A 14,969-nucleotide genomic window follows, 5' to 3' on the forward strand; every position below is an offset into this window, starting at 1 on the left:
TCTCCTCACTGTGCGTATGATCGTTTACAGAGATACTGCTGTATCCAGTGCAACTTCCATCATTTCTTTAAAGGTTGTTTGCCGTTCTTCTGCGGTCGTTTCTTCCCCCGTCAGCAAATGATCGCTTACCGTCAGAATCGTCAGTGCGTTTACGCCAAACTTGGCTGCCAACGTGTATAAAGCCGAAGTTTCCATCTCTACACCCAGCACACCGTATTCCATCAGCTTTTGTACCACTGATTTGTCATCACGGTAGAAGCTATCTGAGCTGAATACATTGCCGACATGCATGTTCAAGCCTTTGGCAACACCGCGATCATAAGCGCCCTTCAATAGATCGAAGCTGGCAATCGGCGAGTAATCGTAGCCGCCAAAGATATGGCGGTTCATGCCAGAATCCGTACAGGATGCTTGTGCCAAAATGACGTCACGAACGTGCACATGCTCCTTCATTCCGCCGCATGTACCCACGCGGAACAGGTTTTTCACACCATATTCGCTAATCAGTTCGTTGACATAAATACTGATAGAAGGCAGCCCCATCCCAGTTCCCTGTACAGACAGGCGTTTGCCTTGGTACGTACCCGTGAATCCGAGCATTCCGCGTACCTCGTTGTAGCAGGTCACGTCCTCCAGATACGTTTCAGCAATAAATTTTGCCCGTAGCGGGTCTCCTGGCAGCAAAATCGTTTCTGCAATTTCTCCGGGTTTGGCTCCAATGTGTACACTCATGTTTTTTTATTCCTCCGTCCCATTTGTCCATGCTTGTATCGTTATTTATATCGTTACTAGTAATCTTACTTGTAATCTTACTTGTACTCTTGCTGGTTCTTGATTACTGAAGCTCCGCCAAAAAGCTCGTTCCGTGTTCAGGCAGTTTCACACCAAAGTTATCCGCTACGGTCGCTCCAATATCAGCAAAGGTTTTACGAACCGCAAGCTCCTTGCCCCCAGCTGTAAAACGCGGGGAATATGCCAGCAAAGGTACATATTCGCGGGTGTGATCCGTTCCCCGATACGTCGGGTCATTCCCATGGTCCGCAGTGATGATTAGCAGATCGTCATCGGTCATTTTGGCAAAAACCTCTGGCAGACGCGCATCGTAATCGTCCAAAGCCTGACCATATCCCTGCGGATCACGACGGTGACCGTATACGGCGTCAAAGTCCACTAAATTTAGAAAGCTTAATCCGGTGAAATCCTCATCAAGCGTAGCCACCAGCTTATCCATGCCGTCCATATTGGACACCGTACGCACCGCCTTCGTCACACCCTCACCGTCATAAATGTCGGAGATTTTACCCAAGGCGATCACATCCAGACCTGCATCCTTCAGCTCGTTCATGGTGGTGCGACCAAACGGCTTGAGCGCATAATCATGTCGATTGGAGGTACGGGAGAAGTTCCCTGCCTCGCCTACGAATGGACGTGCAATAATGCGACCTAGCATGTACGGATCTTCCAGTGTGATTTTACGGCAGAACTCGCAAATCTCATAGAGCTCTTTCAAAGGTACAACTTCCTCATGTGCCGCAATTTGCAGCACAGAGTCCGCCGAGGTATAGATGATGAGCGCTCCAGTTTTCACGTGTTCTTCGCCCAGCTCATCCATGATTTCCGTTCCGCTGGCAGGCTTATTGCCAATAACTTTGCGACCTGTGTGCTCCTCAATGCGCTGAATCAGTTCATCCGGAAACCCATCAGGAAATACACGGAAAGGAACGGCAATATTCAAGCCCATGATTTCCCAATGACCTGTCATCGTATCCTTGCCATTGGACGCTTCCTGCATTTTAGTGTAATACGCGAGCGGCTTGTCGGCCGCAGCCACCCCTTCTATGGAACGAATATTGGATAGACCGAGCTTACCCATATTCGGCATCTTTAGACCACCGCGTTCGCGGGCAATATGACCGAGTGTATCTACATCGTAATCATCGAACCGGGCAGCATCCGGCGCTTCGCCGATACCAACCGAGTCCATAACCACCAAGTGAATTCGTTTGAATTTAGACATTATAAAAATCCTTTCCTGACTCGCTGTTTTTTTTACAAAAACAACCCTGCAATCGTTGCCGACAGCACGCTAACCAGCGTTGCCCCGTACAACAGCTTCAGACCAAAGCGGGCCACCACATTCCCCTGTTTTTCATGCAAACCCTTTACAGCCCCGGAAATGATACCGATGGATGAGAAGTTAGCAAAGGATACGAGGAATACCGATACGATCCCGACCGTGCGCTCCGACAAGCCTGTTTGCTTGGTCAGATCAAGCATGGCCACGAATTCGTTGGATACGAGTTTGGTAGCCATAATGCTGCCCGCCTGAACGGCTTCGTTCCACGGAATACCCATGACAAAAGCGAAAGGCGCAAACACATATCCAAGCAGCGCCTGAAAGCTGATTCCAAACAACCAGGAGAAAATCCCGTTAACCATGGCAATCAGCGCCACAAAACCGATCAGCATTGCAGCTACCGTAATAGCAACCTTGAAACCGTCCATAATATATTCCCCGAGCATTTCGAAGAAGGACTGCTTCTCTTCCTCCTGAACCTCCAGTAAATCGTCTTCCTTCTCAATCTTGTACGGATTAATAATGGAAGCGATAATAAAGCCGCCGAACAGGTTCAATACCAAAGCTGTGACCACATATTTGGGGTTTAACATTTGCATGTAAGCTCCCACAATCGACATGGACACCGTAGACATCGCAGACGCACACAGCGTATACAACCGATGTTTTGGCAGCAGACCAATTTGCTTCTTAACGGAAATAAACACCTCGGATTGACCCAAGATAGCCGAAGCTACAGCGTTGTAGGATTCCAGTTTACCCATTCCGTTTACTTTGCTCAAGACAAGCCCGATATATTTAATAATAAAAGGTAACACTTTTACATATTGCAAAATACCAATCAGCGCGGATATGAACACGATTGGCAGCAGTACACCGATAAAGAACGGTGCTGCTCCTTCATTCGCAATTCCGCCAAAAACAAAGTTAATCCCTTCAGTTGCATATGCCAAAAGACTATTAAAACCTTTTGCAAAGCCTTTGACCAGAAGTTCGCCAATACGTGTATTTAATAGCACACAAGCAAGCGCTGCTTGCAGAACAACCATTACTATCAGCGGACGATACCTGATTTTACGCTTGTCACTGCTGGCAACGTAAGTAAGTGCAAATACAACGAGCAGTCCCACCAGAGCGATTACATATTTCATTTAATTTCCCCCTCATTACATTAAGCGCTTACATTCCCCGTAAAAAGAATGCGCTCCAAAGAGGCATTCCTTTTTTTTATTTCCCCAGATCCGCTGGTCGAAAAGCACCCGGCAGTAATTGATCCACCGTCCACTCTTCCGTGTTGCCATGAAGGTTTGTCAGATAAATTTTGGTATCTTGATGAGCAAATTCGGAAATAACCTGACGACAGGCCCCACATGGAGACACAGGTCCTTCCGTATCAGCTACTATCGCAATCGAATCAATTTGACGGCAGCCTTCGGATACCATTTTGAAAATCGCTGTCCGCTCTGCACAATTGCATAAGCCGTAGGAGGCATTTTCCACATTACATCCGTGGTAAATCGTGCCATCGCTTCCGAGAACCGCAGCACCCACCTGAAAATTCGAATACGGAACGTATGCCTGTTTACGCGCCTCAAGCGCTCTCTGAATCAATTGATCCTTCATCGCGAATCCCTCCATGACTTTAAAATAAACTTAGTAGGAAGATGTTGACTGCTCGCCCTCGATGATCTTCACACCGGAACTTGCACCGATCCGACTTGCGCCAGCTTCTACTAATTTTTGCACGTCTTCCAGACTGCGTACACCGCCTGAAGCCTTGACACCAATCTCAGGTCCTACCGTTTTGCGCATCAAAGCCACATCTTCCGCAGTAGCTCCACCTGTTGAGAAGCCTGTCGAGGTTTTCACAAAATTCGCTCCCGCTTTGACGGACAGTTCACATGCCAGTACCTTCTCTTCGTCTGTCAGCAGGCATGTTTCGATAATCACTTTTACCAGTGTACCGGCAGCTGCCTCCACGACCGCACGGATGTCCTGCTCGACGAGCTGTACATTACGTTCCTTCAAAGCGCCTATGTTAATAACCATATCAATTTCAGTCGCTCCGTTAGCAATAGCATCTTTCGTTTCAAATGCTTTCGTTGCGGACGTGCTCGCTCCCAGCGGGAAACCGATAACTGTACAGATGGCTACGCCTGTGCCTGCGAGCTGTTCTGCTGCATAAGCCACCCACGCCGGGTTCACACATACAGAAGCAAACTGATATTTTTTTGCCTCGGCAGTCAATTTCGTAAATTCATCCTTCGTCGCATCTGCACGCAACAATGTATGGTCGATTAATGCTGCAATGTTCATATCTAAAAACTCCTTCATTAGATAAATAGTGTAAAGACAAAAGTCTTTTATTTCTCTGTGATGAGACCATCATAGCACGCCTTTGAACATATGTAAAACACATTTTGAAATTATGTTCAAGCTTATGCGCAAGGCGTCACCTACATTTCATATTACCCTGTAGGGAAACGCCATAACCGTGTATTTTGCTGGATTGAAACGACTTGCTCTATTGTAAAAGTGCTTGTGCCGTAAACTGATCCGTCACCAAGATATTCGCATACTTGCCACGCAGCGATGCCCGAATGGCCTCCACTTTACGCTGGCCTCCAGCGACGAGAATGGACTTCTCCTTCTTTCGCAAATCAGGCAAATCAATCCCGACGGTACGGCTATTGATTTCCTGACTGCATATGTTGCCCTCAGCGTCAAAAAAGCGTGAACAAATATCGCCCTTGCCAATTCTTTGCAGTAGCTTCTGCTCTTCCCCGTTAAAATAACCCAATCGGAACAGCAACGCATCCTCCTTGACCGTACCCACCGTAAACACCGCGATGTTCGCCTGCTTGCCAAGTTCAATAATACGCTGAATATGCCGATCCTCCTCGACCATTTTCTTAACGGCGTGACTGTCAAAAATCACAGGCAGCGGCAAATACCTTGCTATGGTATGAAAGGCTTCTGCGAACAAGTTCACTGTTTCCACGGCATATGTGTTGACATGTGAATGGCTCACGCCTCCTTTGAGCTGAACCACCTCAACACCCTTGACCTGCTTTTGTTGGAGATGAAGCGCCACGGCATGCATTGTTGTTCCCCATGTCACACCAATAATATCAGCATCCTGTACCGTTTCATGCAAATAATCGGCTGCTTTTTTGCTAATATGCTTCTTGATTTCCTGATATTCATTTAACGGCGAATAACAGACTAACACGGTATCCAGTCCGTACTTCTTCTTCACCTGCTCTCCGAGCGCGTCCATATCCTCCATCGGGTCCACAATACTGATCCGCACGTATCCCTGTTCCTTGGCAGCCTGAAGTAACCGTGATACCGTAGGACGCGAAACCCCGAGTCTGACCGCGATATCTTGCTGACTGTAGTCGTTTAGATAGTATAATCTGGCTGCCTCGATACTTAATCGCTGCTTTTCATGATCCATTCTACCTCAACCCGCTTATCTTAAAATGTAGTGCCAGCGGACACAGCTTTAGTCCCAAACATTATATATGAAGGGAAACTTGAAGCCACGCCTTGGCCGTATGATTGTTAATTTGGAAGATTTAACTGCTCGTTTGTGATATTCTGTGATTAACTACAACTACTTTACCGCATCCTCAACTTTATCGTTCCATCTGTCAAAACGCAATAGTTAACCCATTTTACCGCTCATTCACAACCTGTGATGGCTTATCTGAATATGTAAGGAGAATTGCTATGTCTGAATTTATTGTGTGCAGTCTGGCGGACAAAAAGTTCGCGTTAAACTTTGTGGAAGTAGAAGAAGTCATGAATGCCAAAAAAGGGACACCCCTTCCCTTTTCCGAGGCGTGGCATGAAGGAATGGTGACTATTCGCGGCAATGTATTTACGATCCTTAATTTACGCAAAAAGCTGCTTCTTCCTGCATCAAGCGATTCCTCCGAGGACAAAATGATTTTGCTCAGCCGTGCGAAGATTGCTCTGCTTGTCGATCAGGTGGAGGACACGGCTTCTGCCGAGGACAGTCAGCTACAAAGCAATGAGGAAGAGTGGCAGCGCGAGTTGTTCCCTACCGTGATGGAGCATCAGGGTACCCTCATTCCGGTGATCGATATGGACGCTTTTCTTGCATCCACCAAGACGAACTAAAACGCAAAATACTCCCAAACCTTGAGCAGGCTTACACTCATCGTTGGGGAGTATTTTCAGTTATTGGAGTCCCTGCCCCTCTTTCATGTGAACCAGCGTGTTCAGCTGCTCCAGCAACGTATTTCCGCCAGTCAGCGAAATCGTGCCAATCTTCTCGCAGATTTTTTCCATGAATTCCAGTTCTTTAAGACGATAGAGGGTCGCATTCTCGTCCATCAGCTTGGCCGTATTGAGCAGACTGCGAGTGGATGCCGTCTCTTCACGTCGTGTGATGAGGTTGGCCTGTGCCTTCTTCTCTGCCAACAGCACGGTATTCAGAATATCCTTGATATCCCCCGGCAAAATAATATCCTTCACCCCTGCTGACGTAAAAATTACTCCATATTCGCCACTCTGCTCATTCAGTCGAGTCAAAACATATTCTGCAATCTCCTGCTTCATTTTCAGCAAATCATCCAGCTTCATCGTGCCAACGTATTCGCGCAACAGCAGTTGAAGCATAATGTACATTTGCTCCTCGTATGCCCGGAATTCCGACGCCCGCAACGGGTCGATGATACGGTACTGACAGACGAAGTTGAGGCGCAGCGTGATTTTGTCCTCTGTCATGATTTCCTGTCCCATCAGGTCCATCTGCTGTTGTCGCATATCTATCGTTTTGATCTCTGTATTCACTGGGGACATCCAGAAATAATATTTGCCCGGTTTCAGCTCACCCTGCAACACATTATCGTAATATAAAAATCCCAATTCATAGCTGCCCACCTGAAGTGCCTTCCAGAAGCCCGGTGTCTTGGACAAGAATGCTTGGCCCAATGCCTTATCAATTGCAGGCTGCCGAGTATCTGCACGAACAAACCGATGTTCCTTGAGCATGTTCCAATAAGCATATTTCCCAGCCGTCAGCAGCTCCACAAACCGATTATCCTCATAATGCAGCACATATTCATGGTCTTCCACATCAATGACATTCAATTGCTCAAACAATAGGGGATCTGTTAAAAACAAACGAATGTCATGATCAGGTACAAAAAAAGGTTCGGCTACATTCAAAATTTCAACTGCTTCCTGCTGAAATGTCTTCAATAGGTAAGTTCCTGGGTGCAACAACTTGTGGTAGCTTCCTTTTTTGAACAGCAGCCCGCGCTCATTAGATTTAATCGTTATCTTCTTAAACATCGTATCACTCCTAGTATTTAAAATCCTCAACTTAAAAATGTACATTTCCGCGTGTAGCGGCTTCACGTTCCATTTGATCTTCCGATCGCTGTTGCAGTGGAATCCCTTCAATTACATAAAACATTTAAAGGTAGGAATTCCACTGCAAAGGCGAACGCTAACGCTTCTTCTGATTCAAAATGGACCGCTCCGCTGATCCGCATGTTATAGTAAACACACATTTTTAAAATGAGGATTTTTATTTTTATTTGTTGTAGTAGGATTAGTGACCCTTGCAGAGCATCCCTTCGGTGTGGACGGCGGGGTCAAGCTTAAGGAAAAAGAAAGATACCGCCTGTTTCCGTGTTCTAGGGATGGGATTCATCAGCCCAACATCGACTGTGAATCTGTATCCCCGAAGCCTCGAACCCTGTCGGCGCTTGCTCTCTCCGGTATCCGCTGGCCGCATAGCCATCGCCCCGGTACCTGTCATCGAGACCAGACATGGGATGCTCTTATCCGGGTCTTTTCATTGTTTTTATTCGATCATTCGAATACTCTACCAGAAGTCGCGTGGAAGGCGATTGGGAATTGAACCCTAATGTTGGTGGATACATCAGAATTACAGGATACCTGACCCCATCAGGGCAGGCACTGCGGGACCTTTGGAAATCCACGCCTCGGTAATATCTTCCTGTATCAGCCTTTATCATTATTGCGCAACCTGGAACTCACGAACATGGCGAAAGTATTACGACCCTATAAAAAAACAAAAAAAGACACAGGAGAAGCGTATGTGCTTCCCTTGTGTCTTTCTATAGTTAACTGTCGCGTTCGTATCTTAAGCCTGATCCACCTAGGATGTTTTTTCGAAAACGGGATCAACGCTCGGTAGTGGAAGTTGTGGAACGTCTGTCGTTGTAGAAGCAGTCTGCTGGTGTGTATAGCTGAATGAAGGGGTCTCGTATTGCAATCCCGCCTTTTCATAGGTAAACCAATAGCTGACAGCCTTCCCGATATTGAGGTCTGTAACCCGCTGCTCCCAGACACCGCCATTGTTTGTCATTCGGTAATTGAGCTGTTGTCCACCAGTTAAAGTATAATGCACGTCAACATAGGCCGAGGCTGTTTTGGGTGTGAATTGAAGCAATGCTTCATGATCGCTGACAAAGCGAGCTCCTACTTTATAATCCTCCGTTTCCCCGCCACCCTCATTACCACCAGATGCCGGCTCTGTCGTTACCCCTACCGCATTGCTTGCTGCAGATAGGTTACCAGCTGCATCTCGAGCCTTAACGGTAAAGCTGTAAGTGGAAGCTGCATTCAGCCCTGTAATTGAAGCGGAAGTACCGCTTATCTCTGCTGCCTGAGCCCCATCCTTATAAACGATATAACCCGTAACGCCAACATTGTCTGTAGCTGCATCCCACTCCAGAGTGACCGCCGAAGCCGTTTTGGTCGTAGCTCGAACATTCGCCGGGATGGATGGAGCCTCCGTATCAGGTTGCGGATTGCCACCGCCGCTTCCATTTCCGGTATTAAAGCTATTCGGCTGCACGGTAATACTGTGCCCATCTGAGAAGGTTACCGTTTTGACCTGGTTTGTAAAATTGTAGGCCACATAAGTTTTTACACCACTTTTATGAAATACGGCATAAATAGGTGAATTAGCGGTGATGCTGCGGTCGATGTTGCCTAAAGCATCCAAATTGTAGATCCAGTGGTAGGCATTCGCCTTGGAATTCCCCGCTTCCGGTGTCATGGCCGCTACGCGTGCACTGAATTTGGCCTTGGCATCGGACGGGTCCGAGATCGCTCTGTACATATACACAATATCTTCCCATGGACTGAAATTCCCACCGCTTTTTCGCAGCAGATCGTTATAATTTTTAGCCGCATACTCCGAATATTGCGTCAGATACAAGGAGGCCGAGGTAATTGGCAGCCAGTTGATACCATGCACCTCTGCGGCATTATTGGTCCACCATGTTGCATTCCCTACCGTTTTACCGCCCCAGATCATGCTTGCCGTCGCGCTTTGCATCCCTGCTGGGGTGTTTGTGCCATGCACATCAAACCAGTATTCGTTAATCGCATTCATTTCAGTTGTATATAGATAAATGCCCAGATCACGAGTTTGAGTATTTCCCGTCGCCTCGCCCCATAAAATAAGACCAGCCCAGGCATTCATCGCTTCCGAGGAGGATTCATTGTTGTTGCCATCGCCAAATTTGGCATGGCCGGAAGCCCAGGTATGCCCGGCATAGGGATCAAAATTACGCAAATATGGAAATTTCGAATCAGACCTGTCGGTATTGGCGATGTCACGAATGAGCAGCTGTACCATCTGCCCCCATTGGGAATTGGATGCCCAGCTCTTGTCCACACGTGCAATTTCGGCTGCGGCCTTGATAAAGTATCCATAATGGAAGTGATGGTCATTTAATTCTACCGCACTGCCAAAGCTGTCGGGATAACCGATCAACGTCCCCCAATTGTTGTTATACACAAATAGACTGGAGCTTTTCAGATTACCCGAGCTGTCACTGGCCTTAAACCAGTCCTGCAGCCGGCTTTTGATCTCATTGCGGAACTGGGTCGCTGCTGCGGTATTGCCAGCCTGGTCGGCAATCGGCGCCAGCGCTGCTAGCTTGCCAAGACGTTTTCCAATCCAGTACGTGTCTCTATCGCCGGAGTAGACTTCCGCTTTCGCTTCGTCTATATAACTGTTGAGCGTATTTTTATCGTAGGCCCCCAAGTCGGGCAGGGAAGGCAGTACCCCTGTAAAATTCATTTTCGTTTGAAAAGAAGCCCCCTCTGCTGTTTTCATCAGACCGCGTACCGAATTGTACGTATAGCCTAGCAGGGGTTGTGATGAATTTTTCCACTGATGTGGGTATAAGGCAAAAATAGTGCCGCTTTGCGTGCCTTCTTTCGTTGTTGTTGCAACAGTAAAGGTGGTCGTCACCTCGGAAGAGGCTTCGTTATAGCTGTACTGTGCTTTGGAGTTTGTAACGAAAGAATAGGCGTACTGCTGAAATTTGTCCAATGTCGCGGTTGTTTTGTCAGGCAAAGCCGCCACTGTAAAATAGTTTTTCCCGTTCAATTGATTGATCAGTGTACTCGTTCCGAGACCAGACCAGGTGCTGCCGGAAGGACCAAACAGACCATAGTGTGAGCCATTAACCGTAATGCCAAGCACAGGGGAACTAGCTGACCCAGACCAAACCTCTGGCACCCCATTAAATGAAAGCTTGGGATTGCCACCGCCAAACTCAAAAAAAACATAGGGGGAGCCGTGTCCATAGGTAGCGCTCATTTTATTGCTGCCGCTTTGAAATAATGATTTGACAAACCAGTCGCTGAAACCGTCCACCTTGGCATCAGGAAATGAAGCGCTTACAGAATGGCCGACGGAAAAATCGTTCACATCATCCATCCAGCCTGCGATATATCCCGGATTTACCGTAATTTTCCCACTAGGGTTAAAGATGCGTAAACCGTTTTGCTGATTTTTCAAGGCAAGGGGATGCGGATATTGAGCCTCGGAGTACGGTACCCAGGCGAGGCTGCTCCACCAGTCATTGGTAGGCATTGGGCTGGTTACATTCGCTGTTTTGTAAATCTCGTTTTGCGGTGTTGCTGCTCCGGCAGGTAGTGTGGTTGAATATGAGCCAGCGCCTTGTGTGATCTCACCCGAAAAGGCTTTAGTAGAAACCGGTGCAGCTAAAAATATCAGACTGGCACTTAACAAGCATAATATCGTTTTTTTCACAACCTACATCCTCCTTTGAATTCTATAATTCCTTTCACTGCAAGGCTTTTCCCTTCTCTTCCAAGTTGAATTCAACTTCATTGTGCTTGATCTCAATTTCCAGGTCAATCCTTTTATTTCTATATTCTAACTAAACGAGGCGAAAGTCTCTAAAAATACATAAGAAACCAGGACGAAAAACCTAAGCATGCGTATTTATGTTATCTCAAATTCACCCCATTAGACATTCACTCTATGAGTTATTCATCCCATTAACCATTCACCTCAATAAACGTTTAGTATATAAAAAAAGAATCCTCCAGGCCTTTTAGCCCTTCAGATTCTTTGTTCTTTTAAGTATAAAGCTTTTGAGCTTTTGAGTATTTAAGTCCTTTTGCCCTTCCCATGCCCCACACCATTTCGGAAAAAGAGTGACTTTGCGGCGGGCAGTAGCGGAGCGAAGGGGTTGAATCTGGAGAAGCGTAAGCGTTCGCCTTTGCTGTGGATTCATACCTTTAAATGTCTTATACAATCCGAAGAATCCCACTGCAACAGCGATCGGAAGATCAACCCCTTCGCGGAGCCTCCTCCACCCTCAATTCACTCATTTTTCCCGCTCAAAATACCCTTCTAGTTTCCAGTCTACACCAACCTGTGTCACGCTCAAATCATGCAATGCCACCGCATCGCTCATCGCAGACACGCCCTCTCCCCCGAGGAATCCCGGGGCTGCGTGTCCTCCAACCAGCTTTGGTGCAATGTACAGCACCAGCTTGTTTGCCAGCCCTTGCTGCACGAACGAAGCGTTCACCTCGGCTCCACCTTCTACGAACACGGACGACACCTCCGCTGCCCCTAGAATATCCAGCATTTGCGGCAGGTTAACCCGATCACTGTTTTCATCCTGTGTCGGATATACCTTCACACCCAGCTGTTCCAACTGGCTACGCTTGCCTTCATCATAAGCGCGTCCTGTGAATATCCAGGTAGGCGCCTCCCCATCTGTAATGACACGGGCATCCAATGAAATTCGAAGCTTGCTATCCAAAATGATACGAATCGGATTCCGTCCTTCCGGTAGACGAGTCGTAAGCTGAGGATTATCGTGAATCACCGTCTGTACACCAACCAGAATTCCCACATGCTCGTTACGAAGACGATGCACATCCTCCCGTGCAGCCTCAGATGTAATCCATTTGCTTTCCGAGGTCCGGGTTGCAATTTTACCGTCCAGTGTTACTGCCGATTTGATCGTAATAAAAGGACGCTTGCTCACGATATATTGATTGAACACTTCATTCATGCGGATGGATTCCTGCTCACATACTCCGACAATGACCTCAATGCCCGCATCTTTCAAAATCTGTACCCCTCTGCCGGAAACCAGCGGATTCGGGTCCAGCGCTGCAACCACCACCCGACGAATGCCTGCCTTCACAATGGCTTCCGCGCACGGGCCTGTCCGACCGTGATGGGAACACGGCTCCAGCGTTACGTAAATTGTCGCTCCCTGAGCGTGTTCACCCGCCATACGCAACGCATGAATCTCGGCATGTGGCTCGCCGGGCTTCAGATGAGCGCCGATCCCAACGATACGACCGTTGTTGACAATGACTGATCCGACGAGCGGATTCGGTTCGGTTTGCCCTTTAGCACTTCTGGCATTTTCCAGTGCCAGGCGCATATATTTTTCGTGAGTGGTCATAGAACCTCCCTGAGATCGGAATCCCGCAAATGGCCGGATCGTTCCACTTTTGTATTCAAATACCGTTCATTATATTGCGACACATCGCCCCAGAGCGGCATGCGACCCGCCACATTCATACCCGATTTCTTCAAGGCATCCAGTTTTTTGGGATTATTTGTGATCAGGGTTACTGGTTTTTGTCTCAGGTGACGAAGCACACTAATGGCATCCGCATAGTTGCGTGTATCATCTTCAAAACCCAATTGATGATTGGCTTCTACAGTATCCATGCCTTCTTCCTGCAGAATATAAGCCATTGCTTTACTAAACAAACCGATTCCCCGGCCTTCATGGTTAGCCAGATAGAACAATGCACCCGTTCCATGTTCCACAATCATTTTCATGGATTGGTGGAGTTGAAATCCGCAATCACAACGCTTGCTACCAAAAATATCTCCAGTATGGCAAATACTATGCATGCGAACTAATGCATTTTCCGACTGTTCAAGATCGCCATACACCAAAACGCTTGACTGTTGTCCCTCTGCCAAATCCAGTGTGGACAATCGCTTCACAATCGTCTCAGCGGTGGCATTCAGTAAGTCCTGACGATCTTCCTCATCCCGTACAGGCAACCAGCAGTACCACTGAAAAACAACCGTTTCTCCTTCCATATTAACTGGCAGCTTGATCGGTCCTACCAAAATCGTCGAAGATTGCTCTCCGCGAACGGTTTGAATTTTATCGTTAAGTAGCGTAGCTACATCCTTTTGGTTCATCTCTCTGCACCATCCTTTATATGAGCTCTATATAGAAAATGCCTAATTTTTCAGAGGCTAATCGTTATTGTCAGGATCATAAATCATTGAACTATGTGTAAGAAATGTTCATGAAACGTGGATTCCATCGTCAGCTGCCGTTCCTGAAGCTCGGTGACAGCCTGTCGTCGTCCGTCTTCGAACGCCTTTAGGTCTCCTGCGGTATAGCTCTTCTGTCGTAAACGAAGAAGCTCACTGGCTAGCACATCGGCATCCTTCAAAGCTGCATTCAAGCCAAAAGCTCCGGTAGGTGTCATGGTATGCGCCGCATCTCCAATAAGGACCAGTCCGTTCTGCGCCCAGGTATCACTGCGGCTGCTGAAAATATCCAACGGTACAAAGTCCTTCCATGAACGAATGTGATCATGCACACTATGCTTCAAATCTGGAAAAGCCTCGGTAAACCGTTGTATAAATGGTTCAAAAGATTGCTTAAACAGGGTTGGAAAGCTACCTTGCTCCACATTCCAGCCAATTTGAATATAGCCCTCAGTCTGCGAGAATAAAGCCAACTGCCCTCCGTTGACCCGTGCCAGACGAGTGACGGGCTCCCACCCAGCAGGTGCCGTGATTTTCGCCCATAGCAGATCATAGCCGTGTCGAATGTTTGTCACAGGCATCTGCGCTAGCTTGCGCACAGTCGAATAGCGGCCGTCTGCCCCTACAATCAACGAACTGTCAATCGTGATCTCATGACCGTTCTTATCGCGGGCGATCAAGCCTGTGTACCCCTGCTCGCTGTTACCTTGCAACGCAGTCACAGTTGTACCCGCCAGGTAACGGAAGGACTCGTAAGTTGACGCCTGTTTGAGCAGAGACTCCAAAAATCGAGGCTGTGGAATATGAACCCCCACATTACCATCTACTGATGCTGGCTTGACCGTCTTCACTTGCTGCTGATGCTCCCAGTATTCGATTCTAGTGGAGGCGAGAACATAGTCCTCATGAATTTGTTCGAGCAGCTTATGCTTTTGGATCACTTCCTGACCCTCATCATTTAAAATTTCACCGCGAAAGGCCTTTCCCGCTATGCTCTGCCGCTCAATCAATATCGTGGATACACCCTGCTCTGCCAGTAGACAGGACAACAAAGTCCCTGCGGGTCCTCCTCCAACTACGCACACTTCACATTCCAACTTCATCTGACTTCCCCCTACGCCCGAACCATGGCCTCAACTGATAGCCCATACCTACAAAACTATTTTTTATAAGCCGTAATACATATTCATCTTGTTAAATCTTCATATATAAATCTCCGTGTCCAATCCAATGAGTTACTTTATGTAACAAAGTATATTTATATCATTCAATTTCGTCAAGTAATAA

Annotated in this window: 12 protein-coding genes; 1 reads left to right on the forward strand and 11 read right to left on the reverse strand. The window is 47.4% G+C overall.

Annotated features, from left to right (window positions below; all coding sequences use genetic code 11):
• Window positions 1-24: 24 nt before the first annotated feature.
• The 6 genes from deoD to KAI37_RS22240 all read right to left on the reverse strand — a co-directional run bounded on the left by deoD (window position 25) and on the right by KAI37_RS22240 (window position 5,537).
• On the reverse strand, window positions 25-732 hold the full coding sequence (gene deoD / locus KAI37_RS22215) for a purine-nucleoside phosphorylase (RefSeq protein ID WP_013312036.1): 708 nt from the start codon (window positions 730-732) through the stop codon (window positions 25-27).
• 103 nt (window positions 733-835) lie between these two features.
• Window positions 836-2,017, reverse strand: coding sequence for a phosphopentomutase (gene deoB / locus KAI37_RS22220; RefSeq protein ID WP_025722511.1), 1,182 nt, complete (start codon window positions 2,015-2,017; stop codon window positions 836-838).
• A gap of 32 nt (window positions 2,018-2,049) precedes the next feature.
• Window positions 2,050-3,228, reverse strand: coding sequence for a NupC/NupG family nucleoside CNT transporter (locus KAI37_RS22225; RefSeq protein WP_071643087.1), 1,179 nt, complete (start codon window positions 3,226-3,228; stop codon window positions 2,050-2,052).
• 76 nt (window positions 3,229-3,304) lie between these two features.
• The gene (locus KAI37_RS22230) at window positions 3,305-3,700 is read right to left on the reverse strand and encodes a cytidine deaminase (protein ID WP_076294329.1); all 396 of its coding nucleotides are present in this window, start codon (window positions 3,698-3,700) and stop codon (window positions 3,305-3,307) included.
• Window positions 3,701-3,730: 30 nt separating this feature from the next.
• Window positions 3,731-4,393, reverse strand: coding sequence for a deoxyribose-phosphate aldolase (gene deoC, locus KAI37_RS22235; protein WP_076294330.1), 663 nt, complete (start codon window positions 4,391-4,393; stop codon window positions 3,731-3,733).
• A 208-nt stretch (window positions 4,394-4,601) separates the two neighbouring features.
• Window positions 4,602-5,537 (reverse strand): DNA-binding transcriptional repressor DeoR, encoded by a 936-nt coding sequence (locus KAI37_RS22240; protein WP_023990386.1) that lies wholly within the window; start codon window positions 5,535-5,537, stop codon window positions 4,602-4,604.
• Window positions 5,538-5,812: 275 nt separating this feature from the next.
• Between KAI37_RS22240 and KAI37_RS22245 the strand changes: the two genes are divergently transcribed.
• Window positions 5,813-6,226, forward strand: coding sequence for a chemotaxis protein CheW (locus KAI37_RS22245; protein ID WP_029519325.1), 414 nt, complete (start codon window positions 5,813-5,815; stop codon window positions 6,224-6,226).
• 60 nt (window positions 6,227-6,286) lie between these two features.
• Here KAI37_RS22245 and KAI37_RS22250 read toward each other — a convergent pair whose 3' ends face one another.
• From KAI37_RS22250 to KAI37_RS22270, 5 genes are all read right to left on the reverse strand, one after another.
• Window positions 6,287-7,405, reverse strand: a complete 1,119-nt coding sequence (locus KAI37_RS22250) for a slipin family protein (protein WP_220030234.1) — start codon at window positions 7,403-7,405, stop codon at window positions 6,287-6,289.
• An 835-nt stretch (window positions 7,406-8,240) separates the two neighbouring features.
• A complete protein-coding gene (locus KAI37_RS22255) occupies window positions 8,241-11,159 on the reverse strand; it encodes a glycosyl hydrolase (protein ID WP_220030236.1) in 2,919 nt (972 codons plus the stop codon).
• Between the two features lie 583 nt (window positions 11,160-11,742).
• Window positions 11,743-12,843 (reverse strand): bifunctional diaminohydroxyphosphoribosylaminopyrimidine deaminase/5-amino-6-(5-phosphoribosylamino)uracil reductase RibD, encoded by a 1,101-nt coding sequence (ribD, locus tag KAI37_RS22260; protein ID WP_220030238.1) that lies wholly within the window; start codon window positions 12,841-12,843, stop codon window positions 11,743-11,745.
• Window positions 12,840-13,604 carry a GTP cyclohydrolase II gene (locus KAI37_RS22265; RefSeq protein ID WP_071643101.1) on the reverse strand — a complete coding sequence of 255 codons (765 nt, stop codon included), beginning with the start codon at window positions 13,602-13,604 and terminating at the stop codon, window positions 12,840-12,842. Before KAI37_RS22265 ends, ribD begins: the two co-directional genes overlap by 4 nt.
• A gap of 83 nt (window positions 13,605-13,687) precedes the next feature.
• The gene (locus KAI37_RS22270) at window positions 13,688-14,785 is read right to left on the reverse strand and encodes an FAD-dependent monooxygenase (protein ID WP_071643103.1); all 1,098 of its coding nucleotides are present in this window, start codon (window positions 14,783-14,785) and stop codon (window positions 13,688-13,690) included.
• Window positions 14,786-14,969 lie beyond the last annotated feature (184 nt).

The sequence above is a fragment of the Paenibacillus sp. S25 genome, from assembly GCF_019454085.1.
GTDB classification, from domain to species: Bacteria; Bacillota; Bacilli; order Paenibacillales; family Paenibacillaceae; genus Paenibacillus; species Paenibacillus polymyxa_B.